The organism is Bacillus cereus group sp. N31, from assembly GCF_016483245.1.
Classification (GTDB): Bacteria; Bacillota; Bacilli; order Bacillales; family Bacillaceae_G; genus Bacillus_A; species Bacillus_A toyonensis.
The window spans coordinates 128,625-147,826 of the sequence record NZ_JAEHCH010000007.1 but is presented as its reverse complement, the minus strand read 5'-3'; the positions used below and the strand labels follow the sequence as shown (position 1 = coordinate 147,826).

The following is a 19,202-nucleotide window of genomic DNA, read 5'->3' as shown; positions in this document are numbered from 1 at the left end:
CTTATGCATAGAATGAAACTTTTCTTTTGTAGATAAATGAAAGGAAAGTAAATCCGTATTATAGCTTGGTTTCGTACAGACAACGTATATAACAACGGAGAATAGGAGGAAGACCTTTCGTGTTTTTAAAAAGATTAGAAATAGCAGGATTTAAATCTTTTGCTGAGCGTGTATCTGTCGATTTTGTTCCAGGTGTTACGTCTGTAGTAGGGCCTAATGGGAGCGGGAAAAGTAATATTACTGATGCAATTCGCTGGGTACTTGGTGAACAATCTGCAAAATCATTACGTGGTGCAAAGATGGAGGATGTTATTTTTGCCGGTAGTGAAACGAGGAGAGCGGTTAATGTAGCTGAAGTAACATTAACTTTAAATAATGAAGATCAACGTTTACCGATTGAATATAACGAGGTGAGTGTAACGCGCCGTGTATCTCGTTCAGGTGATAGTGACTTTTATATAAATAAACAATCTTGTAGATTGAAAGACATTATCGATTTATTTATGGACTCTGGCATGGGAAGAGAAGCCTTTTCAATTATTAGTCAGGGGAAAGTGGAAGAGATTTTAAGTAGTAAATCAGAAGAACGTCGCGGTGTATTTGAAGAAGCGGCAGGTGTGCTGAAATACAAACTTCGTAAAAAGAAAGCTGAAGGGAAATTAGCGGATACACAAGAAAACTTAAATCGTGTACAAGATATTATTCATGAATTGAGTATTCAAGTAGAACCGTTAGAGAGACAAGCATCTATTGCGAAAGATTATCTCGAGAAAAAAGAAGAGTTAGAGAAAGTAGAAGCTGCGCTTATTGTACATGAAATTGAAGAATTGCATGAGAAATGGGAAGCGCTTCGAAGTCAGTTTGGGCATAATAAAAACGAAGAAGCTAAAATGTCAACGCATTTACAAAAAAGTGAAGAAGAGCTTGAGGAATTACGTGGACAATTACAAGCGGTAGATGAGTCTGTAGATTCCTTGCAAGAAGTTCTTCTTCTTTCTAGCAAAGAGCTAGAAAAATTAGAAGGACAACGTGAGCTGTTAAAAGAGAGGAAGCAAAATGCTACGACGCATTGTGCACAACTTGAACAGTTAATTGTTGAATTGACAGAAAAAGCTAAAAGTTATGATGGTGAAATTGAATCAAGTACAGAAGTGTTAATGCAATTTGTAGATCAAGTAAAAGAATTGGAGAGAAATTTGCTTGATAATGAACAACTGCTTGCAACTTTTGCGGATAATTTAGAGGAACAGATTGAAAATTTAAAAGGGGATTATATTGAACTTTTAAATCAACAAGCTAGTCAGCGTAATGAATTATCTATGATTGAAGAACAGTCTAAACAGCAAAACTCTAAAAATGAACGTCTTGATGAAGAGAATGCGAAATATGTAGAAATGCGTATGGAAATCACAGCGAAAAAGACGAAACTTGTTGAAAGTTATGAACAAGTGAAAGAAAAAATAGCTGGTATCATTTCGAACATACAGAAAACAGAAGCGGCGCTTGGGAAATGTAAGACGCAGTATAGTGAAAATGAAACAAAACTGTATCAAGCATATCAATTTGTACAACAGGCGCGCTCACGAAAAGAAATGCTAGAAGAGATGCAAGAGGACTATTCTGGTTTCTACCAAGGTGTACGTGAAGTATTGAAAGCTAGAGAAAATAGGTTGCAAGGTATCGAGGGTGCTGTTGCGGAACTGTTAACGGTACCGAAAGAATATGAAGTTGCAATGGAAATTGCTCTAGGTGCAGCAATGCAGCATATCGTTGTACAAACAGAGGAACATGCTCGTAATGCAATTGCATTTTTAAAGCAGAATAAACATGGACGTGCAACGTTTTTACCGCAAGCTGTTATTAAAAGTAGATCGTTATCATTTGAACAGTTACGTGTTGTGAATCAACATCCATCGTTTGTAGGAGTAGCGGCAGAACTTGTGCAGTACAATAATAAATACGAGAATGTCGTTTCGAGCCTATTAGGTACAGTTGTTGTTGCGAAAGATTTACGCGGTGCAAATGAATTAGCGAAACAATTACAATATCGCTATCGTATTGTAACACTTGAAGGTGACGTAGTGAATCCTGGGGGTTCAATGACTGGTGGAGCTGTAAAACAGGCGAAATCTTCTTTATTAGGACGTCAGCGTGAACTTGAAGAATGGACTAAAAAGCTCACTGATATGGAAGAAAAAACAACGAAGCTAGAAAACTTTGTTAAAGCAGTAAAGCAAGAGATTCAAGAAAAAGAAGTACAAATACGCGAACTACGCCAAGGTGTAGAAACTGAGCGTGTAGATGAACAAAAATTAAGAGAAGAAATTAATCAATTAGAATTAGAAGAACATCGAATTAATGATCGCTTATCTATATACGACTTAGAGATAGAAGGATTTTTACAAGATCAAGTGAAAATGCAAGGACGTAAAGGAGAGTTAGAAAAGATTTTAGCAACTCTTCAAGCAGAGATTTCGGAATTAGATAGCAAAATCGTCGCGTTAACGAAACAAAAAAGTGAGCAACATTCTTCAAAAGAAAAAGTTCAGAAGGAAATGACTGAGCTGAAAGTACAAGCGGCTGAACAACAACAACGTTTGTCTAATCAAAAAGAAAAAGTTGAACGATTAACGAAGGAAAAAGAAGAAACTGATACAACACTTGTAAAAACAAAAGAAGATTTAGCATTCTTAAAGCAAGAAATGACATCTAATTCAAGTGGTGAAGAACAAATTACGAATATGATTGAGAAAAAAGCATATGATCGTAATCAAACTTCAGAATTAATTCGCTCTCGCCGTGAACAACGTATATCATTACAAGAGAGAGTGGAGCATTTAGAACGCAATGTGAAGGAAACGTTAGGCAAACATAAATATATTCTTGAGTTGTTGAAAGATCAAGAAGTGAAAATTAACCGACTTGATGTTGAGTTGGAAAATAGATTGCAACATTTACGTGAAACATATACGATTTCATTTGAAGCAGCAAAACTGAAGTATACAATGACGATGCCTGCAGAAGATGCGCGTAAAAAGGTGAAATTAATAAAACTATCCATAGAAGAGTTAGGTACAGTAAACTTGGGTGCAATTGATGAATACGAGCGAGTAGCGGAACGTCATACGTTCTTACTAGAGCAACGAGATGATTTAGAGGAAGCGAAAGCGACATTGCACCAACTTATTACTGAGATGGATGAAGAAATGAAGAAACGTTTTTCTACTACTTTTGAAGGGATTCGAACGGAGTTTCAATCTGTATTTACTGAATTATTCGGAGGCGGTAGAGCGGATTTAGTAATGACGGATCCTGGAGACATATTAAATACTGGTATTGATATTGTTGCACAACCACCAGGAAAGAAATTGCAGAACTTAGGTTTACTGTCAGGTGGAGAACGTGCTTTAACGGCAATAGCGCTTTTATTTGGTATTTTAAAAGTACGCCCAGTACCATTCTGTGTACTAGACGAAGTAGAAGCGGCTCTAGACGAAGCGAATGTTGCTCGTTTTGCGCAATATTTAAAGAAATTTAGTGATGAGACGCAGTTTATTGTAATTACACACAGGAAAGGTACAATGGAAGAGTCTGATGTATTGTATGGTGTAACGATGCAAGAATCAGGTGTATCTAAGCTTGTTTCTGTTCGTTTAGATGACGGGGAAGAACTTGTGGCGAGTAAATAGGAAGGATGGGAAGCATGAGCTTTTTTAAAAAACTTAAAGAAAAAATTTCAAAACAAACGGATACAGTAACAGAGAAATTTAAACACGGATTGGAAAAAACGAGAAATTCATTTGCGGATAAAGTAAATGATTTAGTCTATCGTTACCGTAAAGTAGATGAAGATTTCTTTGAAGAGTTAGAAGAGATTTTAATCGGCGCAGACGTAGGGGTTTCGACTGTAATGGAATTAATTGACCAGTTGAAAGAAGAAGTGCAGCGCCGAAATATTCAGGACCCAAAAGAAGTACAAGCTGTTATTTCGGAAAAGTTAGTTGGCATTTATAAAGGTGACAGCGACTTTAGTAATGAAATCAATATGCAAGAAGATCAATTAACAGTTGTTTTATTTGTAGGTGTTAACGGTGTAGGGAAAACGACGACAATTGGTAAACTGGCACATAGATTTAAATCAGAAGGTAAGTCAGTCCTATTGGCAGCAGGAGATACGTTCCGTGCTGGCGCGATTGAACAATTAGAAGTATGGGGCGATCGCGTTGGTGTAGAAGTCATTAAACAAGGGTCTGGTTCTGACCCTGCAGCGGTAATGTATGACGCTGTACAAGCTGCAAAAGCGCGTAAAGTAGATGTATTACTATGTGATACAGCAGGACGTTTGCAAAATAAGGTGAACTTAATGAAAGAGTTAGAGAAAGTGAAGCGTGTAATTGAGCGTGAAGTACCAGGAGCTCCTCATGAAGTGTTACTAGTTATTGATGCAACAACAGGTCAAAACGGTCTAAGTCAAGCGAAAACATTCCGTGAAGCAACGAATGTTACTGGTATTGTTTTAACGAAGTTAGATGGAACTGCTAAAGGTGGTATCGTATTAGCAATTCGTAACGAAATGGATGTACCGGTGAAATTTGTTGGCTTAGGAGAGCAAATGGATGATCTGCAGCAGTTTGATCCAGAACAATATGTGTATGGTTTATTTGCAAATTTAGTAGAAACAGAAGAAGTATAAATGAAAGAAGCGGTATTACCGCTTCTTTTTCTATAAAAAATAAGTGATGTTAAGAAAAAAACTTGACACTCTTTTATACTCCATGTAAACTAATTGATGTAAAGGGAAATCACTTAACAAAGGATGATCCAACATGCTCGAGAAAACAACGAGAATGAACTATTTATTTGATTTTTATCAATCGTTGTTAACGCAAAAACAAAGAAGTTATATGTCGCTTTATTATCTAGATGATTTATCTCTTGGTGAAATTGCGGAAGAATTTGATGTAAGTCGCCAAGCCGTGTATGATAACATTAAACGGACTGAAGCGATGCTTGAAGAATATGAAGATAAATTAGTATTACTTCAAAAGTTTCAAGAGCGACAGCGACTTGTTGCAAAGCTAAAACAGCTAATCAGCGAAGAAGAGCATGTGAATGAAGAAATGAAACAAGTTGTTGAAGCTATCGAAAAATTAGATTAGGAGGGCGGCAATATGGCATTTGAAGGATTAGCCGACCGACTTCAACAGACAATGCAAAAAATCCGCGGCAAAGGAAAAGTTTCTGAAGCCGATGTGAAAGAAATGATGAGAGAAGTTCGTCTAGCTCTTTTAGAAGCGGATGTTAACTTTAAAGTAGTAAAAGATTTTGTAAAGCGTGTGTCTGAGCGTGCTGTCGGACAAGATGTAATGAAAAGTTTGACACCTGGACAACAAGTAATTAAAGTTGTACAGGAAGAACTTACAGAACTTATGGGCGGAGAGCAAAGCAAAATTGCTGTTGCTAATAAGCCACCGACTGTTATAATGATGGTTGGTCTGCAAGGTGCGGGTAAAACGACGACAACAGGTAAGCTTGCGAATTTGCTTCGTAAAAAGCATAATCGTAAACCGATGCTTGTTGCAGCGGATATTTACCGTCCAGCAGCGATTAAACAGCTTGAAACATTAGGGAAGCAATTGGACATGCCTGTTTTCTCTTTAGGAGATCAAGTAAGTCCTGTTGAAATTGCGAAACAAGCGATTGCAAAGGCAAAAGAAGATCATCACGATTATGTTTTAATCGATACAGCAGGTCGCCTGCATATTGATGAAGAACTAATGGATGAATTAGCGAAAGTGAAAGAAGTTGCGAATCCGGATGAAATTTTCCTTGTTGTCGATGCGATGACAGGACAAGACGCGGTAAATGTTGCACAAAGTTTCCATGATCAGTTAGGGTTAACGGGTGTTGTATTAACGAAACTAGATGGTGATACGCGCGGTGGTGCGGCATTATCTATTAAGGCTGTAACAAATACACCAATTAAATTTGCTGGTATGGGTGAAAAACTAGATGCGATTGAAGCGTTCCATCCAGAACGTATGGCATCCCGCATTTTAGGGATGGGCGACGTCTTAACATTAATTGAAAAAGCGCAAGCTACAGTTGATGAAGAGAAAGCAAAAGAACTTGAGCAAAAAATGCGTACGCTTTCGTTTACACTTGACGATTTCCTAGAACAACTTGGACAAGTGCGTCAACTTGGACCACTTGACGAATTGTTAGGGATGCTTCCTGGTGCAAATAAAATTAAAGGGCTGAAAAATGCGCAAGTTGATGAAAAGCAAATTGGGCATATTGAGGCAATTATTCGTTCTATGACTAAATTAGAACGTGAACAACCGGAAATAATTAACGCTAGTCGAAAAAAACGCATTGCCAAAGGTAGCGGTACAACCGTACAAGAAATCAATCGTCTAATCAAGCAATTCGATGATATGAAGAAAATGATGAAAACGATGACTGGAATGCAAAAAGGTAAGAAAAAAGGACTAGGTGGAATGAAGTTTCCATTCATGTAAGAAAAAAAGATGGCTCTGTTAAGAAAAAATACTTTACAAAGCAATAGTCTTTTTGCTAATATAATTATCTGTGTGAAATAAATTCGGAGGTGCTTTATAAAATGGCAGTTAAAATTCGTTTAAAACGTATGGGAGCTAAAAAAACTCCTTTCTATCGTGTAGTTGTTGCAGATTCTCGTTCTCCTCGTGACGGACGTTTCATTGAGGAAATCGGTACTTATAATCCGGTTGCTCAACCAGCTGAAGTTAAGATCAACGAAGAAGCAGCATTAAAATGGTTAGGAAACGGTGCTAAACCATCTGATACAGTTCGTAACTTATTCTCTAACCAAGGTATCATGGAGAAATTCCACTTATCTAAACAAGGTAAGTAATTGAGGCAATGACTATGAAGAAGTTAGTCGAGACGATTGTCAAGCCTCTTGTCGATCATCCTGAAGATGTAAAAGTTACACAGGAACTTTACAACGGAGAGATAAAGTATCGATTAACTGTACATCCTGAGGATGTTGGAAAAGTCATTGGTAAGCAAGGGAGAGTTGCGAAAGCGATTCGAATGCTCTTGTATTCAGTGGGACATCATAATGATGAAAAAGTAACACTGGAAATTCAATAAACGTAAAAAGGGCGAGGAGTTATATCCTCTCCCTTTTTTAACATTTAAAGAGAAGTTGCATGTTCCATATGTGAAATGGAGATGCTTAATTTATATAGAAACCAGGGGTGACATACTATTTATGACAAAATGGTTTAATGTAGGGAAAATTGTAAATACTCATGGCGTAAGAGGAGAAATTCGTGTTATTTCTCGTACTGATTTTCCGGAAGAGCGATATAAAGTAGGAAACACTCTATACATATCGAATGAGAAAAGTACAGACTTCCTTCCGGTGAAGGTAACTTCTCATCGTCAACATAAGACATTTGATTTATTAACATTTGAAGGATACAACAATGTAGATGAAGCAGAAAAGTTTAAAGGTTCTTTAATAAAAGTACCAGAAGAGCAGTTAGGCGAACTTGCTGAAGGTGAATACTACTATCATGAAATTATTGGTTGCAGTGTTGTTACGGAAGAAGGAGAAGCGTTAGGAACGATTAAAGAGATTCTATCTCCTGGTGCAAATGATGTTTGGGTAATTAAACGTCCAAAGGGCCAAGATCTTTTAATTCCTTACATTGATGATGTTGTACTTCAAGTTAATATTGAAAATAAATTAGTAACCATTCATGTAATGGAAGGGCTACTATAATGAAAATTGATATTTTAACGTTGTTTCCAGACATGTTTACCGGTGTATTTGGGTCTTCCATCTTAAAGAAGGCGCAAGAAAAAGAAGCGGTAAGCCTTCGTGTTGTTAACTTTCGTGATTATACAACGAGTAAGCATAATAGTGTAGACGATTATCCTTACGGCGGAGGTGCTGGTATGGTGCTTACTCCTCAGCCTATTTTTGATGCGGTGGAAGATTTAACGAAAGAAACAGAGCGTAAGCCGAGAGTTGTCTTAATGTGTCCGCAAGGGGAAAGATTTACTCAGAAGAAAGCGGAAGAGCTTGCAGAGGAAGAACATTTAATCTTTGTATGTGGGCATTATGAAGGGTATGATGAACGGATTCGTGAGCATCTCGTAACTGATGAGATTTCTATTGGTGACTACGTATTAACAGGTGGAGAATTAGCCTCTATGGTTATTACTGATAGTGTAGTACGTCTCCTGCCAGGAGTACTAGGAAATCATGCTTCACAAGTGGAAGATTCGTTTAGTACAGGGTTATTGGAACATCCACATTATACACGTCCTGCTGATTTTCGTGGTATGAAGGTACCAGATGTTTTAATGTCAGGAAATCATAAAAATATTGATGAATGGCGCCATAAAGAATCCTTGCGTCGTACGTACACACGTAGACCGGATTTATTGGAAGAAAGAGAATTATCTAAGCAAGAAAAGAAATGGTTGGAACAGATTAAAGAAGAACAATAAGGGCTTCATATATTTTCTATTGCAACAGTCCTAGCAATATGCTATTATAACATTTGTGCTACTGAAATCAGTAGCCGTATTAACGATGTTCCGCTGTAATTTAATAAGACTTTATAAGAGCATCTGTTTAAAGGAGAGAATTTAATATGCAACAATTAATCGCAGAAATTACAAAAGGCCAATTAAAAACTGACCTTCCTTCATTCCGTCCTGGAGACACTTTACGTGTACACGTAAAAGTAGTTGAGGGAACTCGTGAAAGAATTCAGCTTTTCGAAGGTGTTGTAATCAAACGTCGTGGTGGCGGAATCAGTGAAACATTCACAGTTCGTAAGATTTCTTACGGTGTAGGTGTTGAGCGTACATTCCCAGTTCACACGCCAAGAATCGCGAACATCGAAGTACTTCGCCGTGGTAAAGTACGTCGTGCTAAGTTATACTACTTACGTAACCTTCGCGGTAAAAAAGCACGTATTAAAGAAATTCGATAAGACATGTATGGGAGCTTGTAAATGCGCAAGCTCCCTTTTTCCAATCTATATAAAATTTTGGTATAATACGAGCAGCTTACATAACCGTGGAGGGGAAATACATGAAAAAAGAGACGAGTTCACTTTGGGAATGGATCAAAGCAATTTTGATTGCTGTTGTATTAGCTGGTGTTATTAGACAGTTTTTCTTTGCACCAATTCTCGTAGATGGGGTATCAATGGCGCCAACTTTACATGATCGAGATCGAATGATTGTAAATAAAATTGGTTATCACATAGGAGACCCAAAACGCTTCGATATTATCGTATTCCGTGCAACGGAAGATAAAGATTATATTAAGCGTATTATTGGCCTGCCAGGCGATGAAATAGAGTATCGGAATGACAAACTATATGTTAACGGAAAGGTTTATGAGGAGCCGTATTTAGATAAGCAGAAAAAACAGCTTGCTGATGGACCGCTTACATATGATTTTACTCTTGAAGAAATGACGGGAAAGAAAACTGTTCCAAAAGATCAATTATTTGTTTTAGGGGATAATCGTCGTTTTAGTAAAGATAGCCGTTCGATTGGTACGATTTCAATGGATCAAGTACTTGGTAAAGCCAATATGCTATATTGGCCGTTAAAAGATGCACGTATTGTGAAATAAATGAAAAAGAAGGTGGCAACATGGTAATTCAATGGTTTCCAGGGCATATGGCTAAGGCTAGACGCCAAGTAACAGAAAAATTAAAATTAATTGATGTTGTAATTGAACTTGTAGATGCTCGATTACCATTATCATCTCGAAACCCGATGATTGATGAGATTATTACACATAAGCCAAGGCTTGTTGTTTTAAATAAAGCGGATATGGCAGATGATCGTCTAACGAAAGAATGGATTGCATATTTTAAAGAAAAAGGGCATATGGCAATTTCAATTAATGCGCAAGCTGGACAAGGTATGAAGGAAATTACTGCGGCTTGTAAAGTGCTTGTTAAAGAGAAGTTTGATAAGATGGTTGCGAAAGGGATTAGACCGAGAGCAATTCGTGCTTTAATTGTCGGTATACCGAATGTTGGTAAATCTACGTTAATTAATAAATTGGCGAAGAAAAACATTGCTAAAACAGGAGATCGTCCAGGTGTGACAACAGCTCAACAATGGATTAAAGTTGGGAAAGAAATGGAACTGTTAGATACACCAGGTATTCTGTGGCCTAAATTTGAAGATCAATTAGTGGGTCTTCGTTTAGCGACAACGGGTGCAATTAAAGATTCAATTTTAAATTTACAAGATGTAGCTGTTTATGCATTACGTTTTATGGAGAAACACTATCCAGAACGTTTAAAAGAGCGATATAATTTAGATGAAATTCCAGAAGATATTGTAGAGTTATTTGATGCAATTGGAAAATACAGAGGCTGTTTAATGGGCGGCGGAATGATTGATTATGATAAAACATCTGAACTGGTACTTCGTGAACTTCGCGGTGGGAAACTTGGTAAAATGACGTTTGAAACACCAGAAGAGTTTGTGGAGCAAGTAGAAGAGGTAGAGAAAATAGAAGAAGTATAAGACGTGCGTTTGTGCGTCTTTTCTTTTTGTATACGTTTATAAAGGAGTGTACTTATATGCAAAAAATGACAATACAAGAAGCGGAGAATTTACTGCAAGAAATTATGAGTGAAGAAGATGATCGCTTTCAAATGTTAATGAAAGATGAACGAAAGGGCATTCAAAAACTTATTTTGAAGTGGTACAAACAAAAAGAGTTAGCACAAAAGGAAAAAGAAAAATTTCTAGAAATGTCTAAGTATGAAAATGCGTTACGTGAAAAAGGAATCACATATATTGCTGGCATTGATGAAGTAGGGCGTGGACCATTAGCTGGGCCCGTTGTGACGGCAGCTGTCGTTCTTCCAGATAATTTTTATATTCCAGGGTTAGATGACTCAAAAAAGCTGAGTGAAGCGAAGCGAGAGCGTTTTTATGATGAAATAAAAGCACAAGCAATTGCGATTGGAGTTGGAATTGTATCACCGCAAGTCATAGATGAGATAAATATTTATCAAGCGACGAAACAAGCGATGTTAGATGCTGTTGCGAATTTATCTTGTACACCACAATATTTATTAATTGATGCGATGAAGCTTCCTACATCAATTCCACAAACATCCATTATTAAAGGTGATGCGAAAAGTGTTTCTATTTCAGCTGCATCTATTATTGCGAAGGTGACGAGAGATCGTATGATGAAAGAGCTAGGGGAAAAGTATCCTGCATATGGATTTGGACAACATATGGGGTATGGAACGAAACAGCATTTAGAAGCGATTGAAGCGCATGGAGTATTAGAGGAACACCGGAAATCATTTGCGCCAATTAAAGATATGATTCAAAAATAAGCTGTGAATATACAGCTTATTTTTTTATTTTGGTATATGAACATTATTATTTTCGAAAAAGAATAAAGCGATTTCAGTTTTCTGACACTTTATTGTAGACAGCGTGCCAATCATCTTATACAATGGCAATGTAATGTTTTTTAAACATTAAAAAACTTTTCGAGTAAAACAGGAAAACAGGGGAGGATGGGACCATGAATATCCATGAGTACCAAGGTAAGGCAGTCCTTAAAAGCTATGGGGTTAGCGTTCCGAACGGGAAAGTTGCATTTACAGTAGAAGAAGCTGTAGAAGCAGCGAAAGAATTAGGAACGGATGTATGTGTAGTTAAAGCGCAAATTCACGCTGGTGGACGCGGCAAAGCTGGCGGTGTAAAAGTTGCGAAAAATTTAGAAGAAGTTCGTACATATGCAGAAAGCATTTTAGGAACTACACTTGTAACGCATCAAACAGGTCCTGAAGGTAAGGAAGTAAAACGCTTACTTATCGAAGAAGGTTGCGATATTAAGAAAGAATATTATGTAGGTCTAGTGTTAGATCGTGCAACTTCTCAAGTTGTTTTAATGGCATCTGAAGAAGGTGGAACAGAAATTGAAGAAGTAGCAGAAAAAACACCTGAAAAAATCTTTAAAGAATATATTGATCCAGCAGTAGGTTTACAAGGTTTCCAAGCGCGTCGAATCGCATTTAACATCAATATTCCAAAAGAGCTTGTAGGACAAGCTGTGAAGTTTATGATGGGCTTATATCGTGCGTTTATTGAAAAAGATTGCTCTATCGCTGAAATTAATCCACTTGTTACAACAGGTGACGGTAAAGTAATGGCGTTAGATGCAAAATTAAACTTTGATTCTAATGCATTATATCGTCATAAAGACATTTTAGAGCTGCGTGATCTTGATGAAGAAGATTCAAAAGAAGTTGAAGCATCTAAATATGACTTAAACTACATTCCTTTAGATGGAAATATCGGTTGTATGGTAAATGGTGCAGGTTTAGCGATGGCTACAATGGATATCATTAAACATTACCATGGTGACCCAGCTAACTTCTTAGATGTTGGTGGCGGTGCAACGGCTGAAAAAGTAACAGAAGCATTCAAAATTATCCTTTCTGACAAAAATGTAAAAGGTATCTTCGTTAACATTTTTGGTGGCATTATGAAGTGTGATGTTATCGCAGAAGGTGTTATTGAAGCAACGAAGCAAGTAGGTCTTGAATTACCTTTAGTTGTACGTCTTGAAGGTACAAACGTAGAATTAGGTAAGAAAATTTTAAATGAGTCTGGCTTAAATATTGTTGCAGCAGAATCTATGGCAGACGGTGCACAGAAAATTGTTTCACTAGTGGGCTAATAGAAAGCGGGGGAGAAAAATGAGCGTATTAGTTAATAAAGATACAAAAGTTATTGTTCAAGGTATTACTGGTTCTCAAGGATTATTCCATACAAAACAAATGATTGAATACGGTACGAAAATTGTCGGTGGTGTAACACCTGGTAAAGGCGGCACTGATATTGAAGGTGTACCAGTATTTGATACAGTAGAAGATGCTGTGAAAGCAACAGGCGCAAACGCTTCAGTTGTATACGTTCCACCCGCTTTTGCTGCTGATGCAATTATGGAAGCAGTTGATGCGAAGATTGATTTAGTAGTATGTATTACTGAAGGAATTCCTGTATTAGATATGGTTAACGTAAAGAGATATATGGCTGGTAAACATACACGTTTACTTGGACCAAACTGCCCAGGTGTCATTACACCTGATGAATGTAAAATCGGTATTATGCCAGGATACATTCACAAAAAAGGTCATGTAGGTATCGTATCTCGTTCTGGTACATTAACATATGAAGCTGTACACCAGTTAACACAAGAAGGTATTGGCCAATCTACTGCTGTAGGTATCGGTGGGGACCCTGTTAACGGTACAGACTTTATTGATGCGTTAAAAGCATTTAATGAAGATGAAGAAACACATGCTGTAATTATGATTGGTGAAATCGGAGGTACGGCAGAAGAAGAAGCAGCTGAATGGGTAAAAGCTAATATGACAAAACCAGTTGTAGGCTTCATTGGTGGCCAAACAGCGCCTGAAGGCAAACGTATGGGTCATGCGGGGGCAATCATTTCTGGCGGCAAAGGAACTGCTGCTGAAAAGATTAAAACAATGGAAGCTTGTGGTATTAAAGTGGCTGAAACACCAGCTGTTATGGGTGAAACGTTAATCTCTGTTTTAAAAGAAAAGGGATTATTTGAAACTTGTAAAAACTATTAATCTTTTTGAAAGGCACCTTCTTATTTGAGGGTGTCTTTTTACAATTTTTCTGTTTACATAATAAAAATTATGGGTAAGGAGAATTAGGATGAAAAGAGAGCGATTATTACATCTTCATTACGTGTTAGCGGATCATTGGAAGGCGATGGAGAGGCTGCTATATGTCGATCCAGAATTGAAGGTAATATACAATTTTAACCAAAAACAAATAGAAAACTACACTGGAATATCCCCGAAAAAATCTGCAGAACTAGTACATTTCCTCCAAAATTCAAACCTTTTGCAATATATATCTTATTTAGAGAGAAATCAAATCTTTTATGTGACTATATGGGATGAAAATTACCCGCAATTATTACGTGAAATACAAGACCCTCCTTTTGTTTTATATGGAAAAGGAGAGAAGAATTTTCTAAATAAAGTAAATAAATTAGCGGTTGTTGGAACGAGAGAACCGTCGTTATACAGTCGTGAGAGTATGGAGTTTATTTTACATCCTTTATTAGAAAGAGAATGGCTTATTGTGAGCGGATTTGCAAAAGGGATAGATACAATATCTCATGAAGTTACAGTAAAGAAACATCGTCCGACTATTGCGATATTGGGACACGGATTATCTTATATGTATCCGAAAGAGAATAGACGTTTATATGAAAAGTGGGAGGAATATATATTGCTATTAACAGAGTATCCTCCGCACTATGCACCGAAAAAATGGTATTTTCCAAAAAGAAATCGAATTATTAGCGGGATAAGTAAAGGGGTTTTAGTTGTAGAAGCAAAATCAAGAAGTGGGTCACTTATTACGGCAGACCTTGCATTAGAGCAAAATAGAGAGGTATTTGCGCTTCCTGGACCAATATTTATTGATAGTGCATCGGGAACGAATCAGCTTATTCAACAAGGTGCAAAACTAGTACGAAATGCAGAGGATATCTTTGAAGAAATAATAAATTAACCTTATATTTTTATGTTTTTATTAAACAATTATTGACAAATGGTAGATTGGCACTGTATGGTATATTCATTCTTGATTGACAAAAACAAGAGAAATCAATAAGATTAATGAAGACTTGAATCCACCTCTTAAGGAGGCACTAGCATGTCAGATTACCTCGTAATCGTGGAGTCGCCTTCTAAGGCGAAGACCATTGAGAAATATTTAGGGAAAAAATACAAAGTCGTTGCGTCCATGGGACATGTTCGCGATTTACCTAAAAGCCAAATGGGGATAGAAGTAAAGAACAACTTCACCCCGAAGTATATTACCATTCGTGGTAAAGGTCCCGTTTTAAAAGATTTAAAATCAGCGGCAAAAAAAGCAAAGAAAGTCTATCTCGCGGCCGATCCAGACCGTGAAGGAGAAGCAATTGCTTGGCATTTAGCGAATACGTTAAATGTGGATGTTGAATCAGATTGTCGAGTTGTCTTCAATGAAATTACAAAAGATGCAATAAAAGAATCATTTAAACATCCTCGTGCAATTAATATGGATTTAGTAGATGCACAACAAGCAAGACGTATACTTGATCGTCTAGTTGGTTACAATATTAGTCCTTTATTATGGAAGAAAGTAAAAAAAGGATTAAGTGCAGGTCGTGTACAATCTGTAGCAGTTCGTTTAATTATCGAACGTGAAAGGGAGATTCAAAACTTTGAGCCTGAAGAATTCTGGACAATTAAAACAGAGTTTGTAAAAGGGAAAGATACATTTGAAGCAAGCTTTTACGGTGTAGATGGTGAAAAGGTTCAATTAACGAATGAAACGCAAGTGAATGAAATAATTGAACAGATGAAAGATAATGCGTTTTCAGTTGAAAATGTAACGAGAAAAGAGCGAAAACGTAATCCTGCTTTACCGTTTACAACATCTTCCTTGCAACAAGAAGCAGCACGTAAGTTAAATATGCGAGCAAAGAAAACAATGATGCTTGCACAGCAACTGTATGAAGGGATAGATCTTGGGAAACAAGGGACTGTGGGTCTTATAACGTATATGAGAACTGACTCAACGCGTATCTCAGAAACAGCTCAAACAGAGGCTCGTACTTACATTACTGAGGCGTATGGTGCGGAATACATAGGAACAGAGAAGAAGAAAGAAACGAAAAAATCAAATGCACAAGATGCGCATGAGGCAATTCGTCCTACTTCGGTAATGAGAAAGCCAGAGGAACTAAAAAGTTTCTTAGGTCGTGACCAACTTCGGTTGTATAAATTGATTTGGGAGCGATTTGTTGCAAGTCAAATGGCGTCTGCTATAATGGATACTGTTACAGCGAAACTCATTAATAACAATGTTCAGTTCCGTGCAAGTGGCTCGGTTGTAAAGTTCCCGGGGTTTATGAAAGTGTATGTTGAGTCAAAAGATGATGGTGCGGAAGAAAAGGATAAGATGTTGCCACCGTTAGAAGTGGGAGAAACGGTATTTTCAAAAGATATAGAGCCGAAACAACACTATACCCAACCACCGCCACGTTATACAGAGGCTCGTTTAGTAAGAACACTTGAAGAACTTGGGATTGGAAGACCATCCACTTATGTGCCGACACTTGAAACAATTCAAAAACGCGGTTATGTTGCTTTAGATAATAAACGTTTCGTTCCAACTGAATTGGGTGGAATAGTAATCGAACTTATTTTAGAGTTTTTCCCAGAAATTATTAACATTGAATTCACAGCTAACATGGAGCAAAGCCTTGATGAAGTGGAAGAAGGAAATGCGAATTGGGTGAAAATTGTTGATGATTTCTACGTAGGATTTGAACCGCGCTTAGAAAAAGCGGAAAAAGAAATGCGTGAAGTGGAAATTAAAGATGAACCAGCTGGGGAAGACTGTGAATTATGTGGTCATCCAATGGTCTTTAAAATGGGTAAATATGGGAAGTTTATGGCTTGCTCGAATTTCCCTGATTGTCGTAATACAAAACCGATTGTGAAAGAAATCGGTGTAATTTGTCCGAAGTGTGAAGAAGGACAAATTATTGAACGTCGTAGTAACAAAAAGAAACGTCTTTTCTACGGATGCGGTACGTATCCAGAATGCGACTTTGTATCTTGGGATAAGCCGATTGGCCGTAAATGTCCGAAGTGTGAAGGGATGCTTGTAGAGAAGAAGTTGAAAAAAGGCGTGCAAGTACAATGTATTTCGTGTGATTATGAAGAAGAACAACAAATGTGAGCGTAACTGCTCACATTTTTTTCGGGAAGAAAAGGAAAGGTGATATATATGACAACACAAGTAGTAAACGTCATTGGCGCAGGTCTTGCAGGAAGTGAAGCAGCTTACCAAATTGCAAAACGTGGTGTCCAAGTAAAATTATATGAAATGAGACCAGTAAGGCAAACGCCAGCTCATCACACAGATAAGTTTGCTGAATTAGTGTGCAGTAACTCATTACGTGCAAACACATTAACAAATGCCGTTGGAGTTATTAAAGAAGAAATGCGTTTAATGGATTCTGTCATTATTCGTGCAGCTGATGAGTGCTCTGTGCCAGCTGGAGGAGCTTTAGCAGTTGACCGTCATGAGTTTGCAGCTAAAGTGACTGAATACGTAAAGAATCATCCGAATGTAACTGTAGTGAATGAAGAGCTTACTGAAATTCCAGAAGGACCAACAATTATTGCAACAGGTCCACTTACATCTCCTGATCTTGCTGCACAATTAAAAGAACTAACAGGTGAAGATTATTTCTATTTCTACGATGCAGCAGCACCAATCGTTGAAAAAGACAGCATTGATATGAACAAAGTATATTTAAAGTCTCGTTATGATAAAGGAGAAGCGGCATATTTAAACTGTCCTATGACAGAAGAAGAATTTGATCGTTTTTATGAGGCTTTAATTGCTGCTGAGACAGTACCTTTAAAAGAATTTGAAAAGGAAATTTTCTTTGAAGGTTGTATGCCAGTGGAAGTTATGGCAAGCAGAGGAAGACAGACGCTAGTATTTGGACCAATGAAACCTGTTGGATTAGAAGATCCGAAAACAGGGAAAACGCCATATGCTGTTGTTCAGTTACGTCAAGATGATGCAGCGGGAACGTTATACAATATCGTAGGTTTCCAAACGCATTTAAAGTGGGGACCACAAAAAGAAGTGTTACAGTTAATTCCAGGACTGGAGAACGCAGAAATTGTACGCTACGGTGTAATGCATCGTAATACGTTTATTAATTCGCCTAATTTACTTCGTCCGACGTATCAATATAAACAACGTGATGATTTATTCTTTGCTGGTCAAATGACTGGAGTAGAGGGATATGTTGAATCGGCGGCATCAGGGTTATTAGCAGGTATTAACGCTGCTCGACTTGTAAAAGGCGAAGAGCCAGTTGTATTACCACCTGTAACTGCAATGGGAAGTATGGCAAATTATATTACTGCGACAAATGCGAAAAACTTCCAGCCTATGAATGCAAACTTTGGTCTATTTGCACCGTTAGAGAAGAAGATCAAAAAGAAGGCAGAACGAAATGAAGCGTATGCTACACGCGCTTTAGAAACAATTCAAAATTTTGTAAATATTTAGTTAAATTTCTTGCAAAGGCTACTAAGTTGTGATACGATTTAGTAGCCTTTATTGAGGTGAGTTATGTGAATGTGAAGAAATTGTTACAATTATTCGTTGGATATTTACAAATTGAAAGAAATTATTCAAAATATACAATTGCAAGTTATCAAAATGATTTAGAACATTTTGTGCAATTTATGGAGCGAGAAGGCATATCCTCTTTTTTAGATGTTACATACGCGGATGTTCGTTTGTACTTAACGACGTTGCACGATGAAAAGTTAGCCCGTAAATCTGTCGCAAGAAAAGTGTCAAGCTTACGAAGTTTATATCGTTTTTTAATGCGTGAAGGTTATCGGAAAGATAACCCGTTTGCACTTGCGTCACTCCCCAAAAAAGAATTGTCAATCCCAAAGTTTTTATATGCTGAAGAATTAGAGGAATTATTTGAAGTTTCTGATACGGAAACGCCGCTAGGTCAAAGGAATCAAGCTTTATTAGAGTTGATGTATGCGACGGGGATCCGTGTGAGTGAATGTGTCAACCTACAACTTACCGATATTGACTTTGCAGTGGGAACAATTTTAGTGATGGGAAAAGGAAAAAAACAAAGGTATATTCCGTTCGGAAGTTATGCACAAGATGCTTTAATTACTTATATGGAGAACGGGAGAAAACAGTTAGCTAACAAGACTGAAGAACAATCTCATATGGTATTTTTAAATGCGAAAGGTACGCCGCTAACAAGTCGTGGTGTGCGCTATGTATTAAACGAACTCATTAAGAAGGCTTCATTGACAATGCGGATAAGTCCCCATATGTTAAGGCATACATTTGCTACACACATGTTAGATGAAGGGGCAGATTTACGTACTGTACAGGAGCTGTTAGGTCATGAAAATTTGTCGACGACACAAATTTATACGCATGTCTCTAAAGAAAGATTGCGTTCTGTTTACATGAAGCATCACCCGCGGGCATAAATTGCTTTTAAAGCTATAAAAACATATAAAGGA

18 protein-coding genes are annotated in these 19,202 nt (G+C 37.4%); all 18 read left to right on the top strand.

The features are described from left to right. Window positions 1-119 precede the first annotated feature (119 nt). Complete coding sequence (gene smc, locus JDS81_RS12135; RefSeq protein WP_097954015.1) at window positions 120-3,689, top strand: chromosome segregation protein SMC; 3,570 nt, start codon at window positions 120-122, stop codon at window positions 3,687-3,689. Between the two features lie 14 nt (window positions 3,690-3,703). Continuing rightward, complete coding sequence (gene ftsY, locus JDS81_RS12130) at window positions 3,704-4,693, top strand: signal recognition particle-docking protein FtsY (RefSeq protein ID WP_000007643.1); 990 nt, start codon at window positions 3,704-3,706, stop codon at window positions 4,691-4,693. A 133-nt stretch (window positions 4,694-4,826) separates the two neighbouring features. Beyond that, window positions 4,827-5,159, top strand: coding sequence for a putative DNA-binding protein (locus JDS81_RS12125; protein ID WP_000891061.1), 333 nt, complete (start codon window positions 4,827-4,829; stop codon window positions 5,157-5,159). Between the two features lie 12 nt (window positions 5,160-5,171). After that, window positions 5,172-6,521: a signal recognition particle protein gene (gene ffh, locus JDS81_RS12120; protein WP_000863463.1), complete on the top strand. Its 1,350-nt coding sequence runs from the start codon at window positions 5,172-5,174 to the stop codon at window positions 6,519-6,521. Window positions 6,522-6,622: 101 nt separating this feature from the next. Then, window positions 6,623-6,895 (top strand): 30S ribosomal protein S16, encoded by a 273-nt coding sequence (gene rpsP / locus JDS81_RS12115; protein WP_000268750.1) that lies wholly within the window; start codon window positions 6,623-6,625, stop codon window positions 6,893-6,895. A 14-nt stretch (window positions 6,896-6,909) separates the two neighbouring features. Then, window positions 6,910-7,137, top strand: coding sequence for a KH domain-containing protein (locus JDS81_RS12110; RefSeq protein ID WP_000737399.1), 228 nt, complete (start codon window positions 6,910-6,912; stop codon window positions 7,135-7,137). 121 nt (window positions 7,138-7,258) lie between these two features. After that, the gene (gene rimM, locus JDS81_RS12105) at window positions 7,259-7,774 is read left to right on the top strand and encodes a ribosome maturation factor RimM (protein ID WP_000170280.1); all 516 of its coding nucleotides are present in this window, start codon (window positions 7,259-7,261) and stop codon (window positions 7,772-7,774) included. Beyond that, complete coding sequence (gene trmD, locus JDS81_RS12100) at window positions 7,774-8,508, top strand: tRNA (guanosine(37)-N1)-methyltransferase TrmD (protein WP_000686907.1); 735 nt, start codon at window positions 7,774-7,776, stop codon at window positions 8,506-8,508. The genes rimM and trmD overlap by 1 nt, the downstream gene beginning before the upstream one ends. A gap of 146 nt (window positions 8,509-8,654) precedes the next feature. Beyond that, window positions 8,655-8,999, top strand: coding sequence for a 50S ribosomal protein L19 (gene rplS / locus JDS81_RS12095; RefSeq protein WP_001186517.1), 345 nt, complete (start codon window positions 8,655-8,657; stop codon window positions 8,997-8,999). Between the two features lie 101 nt (window positions 9,000-9,100). Further along, on the top strand, window positions 9,101-9,652 hold the full coding sequence (gene lepB / locus JDS81_RS12090) for a signal peptidase I (RefSeq protein WP_000712442.1): 552 nt from the start codon (window positions 9,101-9,103) through the stop codon (window positions 9,650-9,652). 20 nt (window positions 9,653-9,672) lie between these two features. Then, the gene (ylqF, locus tag JDS81_RS12085) at window positions 9,673-10,563 is read left to right on the top strand and encodes a ribosome biogenesis GTPase YlqF (RefSeq protein ID WP_000236689.1); all 891 of its coding nucleotides are present in this window, start codon (window positions 9,673-9,675) and stop codon (window positions 10,561-10,563) included. Window positions 10,564-10,619: 56 nt separating this feature from the next. After that, window positions 10,620-11,393, top strand: coding sequence for a ribonuclease HII (locus tag JDS81_RS12080; RefSeq protein ID WP_001171133.1), 774 nt, complete (start codon window positions 10,620-10,622; stop codon window positions 11,391-11,393). A gap of 194 nt (window positions 11,394-11,587) precedes the next feature. Then, on the top strand, window positions 11,588-12,748 hold the full coding sequence (gene sucC / locus JDS81_RS12075) for an ADP-forming succinate--CoA ligase subunit beta (protein WP_001020779.1): 1,161 nt from the start codon (window positions 11,588-11,590) through the stop codon (window positions 12,746-12,748). Window positions 12,749-12,767: 19 nt separating this feature from the next. Then, window positions 12,768-13,670 (top strand): succinate--CoA ligase subunit alpha, encoded by a 903-nt coding sequence (gene sucD, locus JDS81_RS12070; protein WP_000115185.1) that lies wholly within the window; start codon window positions 12,768-12,770, stop codon window positions 13,668-13,670. A gap of 88 nt (window positions 13,671-13,758) precedes the next feature. Further along, entirely contained in the window at window positions 13,759-14,628 is an 870-nt protein-coding gene (gene dprA / locus JDS81_RS12065; RefSeq protein ID WP_000818051.1) for a DNA-processing protein DprA, read from the top strand. Window positions 14,629-14,772: 144 nt separating this feature from the next. Further along, a complete protein-coding gene (gene topA, locus JDS81_RS12060) occupies window positions 14,773-16,851 on the top strand; it encodes a type I DNA topoisomerase (RefSeq protein WP_001286961.1) in 2,079 nt (692 codons plus the stop codon). 48 nt (window positions 16,852-16,899) lie between these two features. Beyond that, window positions 16,900-18,204, top strand: coding sequence for an FADH(2)-oxidizing methylenetetrahydrofolate--tRNA-(uracil(54)-C(5))-methyltransferase TrmFO (gene trmFO, locus JDS81_RS12055; RefSeq protein WP_000212000.1), 1,305 nt, complete (start codon window positions 16,900-16,902; stop codon window positions 18,202-18,204). Window positions 18,205-18,269: 65 nt separating this feature from the next. Next, the gene (gene xerC, locus JDS81_RS12050) at window positions 18,270-19,169 is read left to right on the top strand and encodes a tyrosine recombinase XerC (RefSeq protein ID WP_001101240.1); all 900 of its coding nucleotides are present in this window, start codon (window positions 18,270-18,272) and stop codon (window positions 19,167-19,169) included. Window positions 19,170-19,202 lie beyond the last annotated feature (33 nt).

Bases quoted from the DNA above. Each gene is read 5' to 3' on its own strand.
- JDS81_RS12110 (WP_000737399.1), top strand. From the start codon at position 6,910: ATGAAGAAGTTAGTCGAGACGATTGTCAAGCCTCTTGTCGATCATCCT.
- rpsP (WP_000268750.1), top strand. From the start codon at position 6,623: ATGGCAGTTAAAATTCGTTTAAAACGTATGGGAGCTAAAAAAACTCCT.
- topA (WP_001286961.1), top strand. From the start codon at position 14,773: ATGTCAGATTACCTCGTAATCGTGGAGTCGCCTTCTAAGGCGAAGACC.
- ffh (WP_000863463.1), top strand. From the start codon at position 5,172: ATGGCATTTGAAGGATTAGCCGACCGACTTCAACAGACAATGCAAAAA.
- ftsY (WP_000007643.1), top strand. From the start codon at position 3,704: ATGAGCTTTTTTAAAAAACTTAAAGAAAAAATTTCAAAACAAACGGAT.
- JDS81_RS12125 (WP_000891061.1), top strand. From the start codon at position 4,827: ATGCTCGAGAAAACAACGAGAATGAACTATTTATTTGATTTTTATCAA.
- lepB (WP_000712442.1), top strand. From the start codon at position 9,101: ATGAAAAAAGAGACGAGTTCACTTTGGGAATGGATCAAAGCAATTTTG.
- sucD (WP_000115185.1), top strand. From the start codon at position 12,768: ATGAGCGTATTAGTTAATAAAGATACAAAAGTTATTGTTCAAGGTATT.
- rplS (WP_001186517.1), top strand. From the start codon at position 8,655: ATGCAACAATTAATCGCAGAAATTACAAAAGGCCAATTAAAAACTGAC.
- trmFO (WP_000212000.1), top strand. From the start codon at position 16,900: ATGACAACACAAGTAGTAAACGTCATTGGCGCAGGTCTTGCAGGAAGT.
- dprA (WP_000818051.1), top strand. From the start codon at position 13,759: ATGAAAAGAGAGCGATTATTACATCTTCATTACGTGTTAGCGGATCAT.
- JDS81_RS12080 (WP_001171133.1), top strand. From the start codon at position 10,620: ATGCAAAAAATGACAATACAAGAAGCGGAGAATTTACTGCAAGAAATT.
- ylqF (WP_000236689.1), top strand. From the start codon at position 9,673: ATGGTAATTCAATGGTTTCCAGGGCATATGGCTAAGGCTAGACGCCAA.
- trmD (WP_000686907.1), top strand. From the start codon at position 7,774: ATGAAAATTGATATTTTAACGTTGTTTCCAGACATGTTTACCGGTGTA.
- sucC (WP_001020779.1), top strand. From the start codon at position 11,588: ATGAATATCCATGAGTACCAAGGTAAGGCAGTCCTTAAAAGCTATGGG.
- rimM (WP_000170280.1), top strand. From the start codon at position 7,259: ATGACAAAATGGTTTAATGTAGGGAAAATTGTAAATACTCATGGCGTA.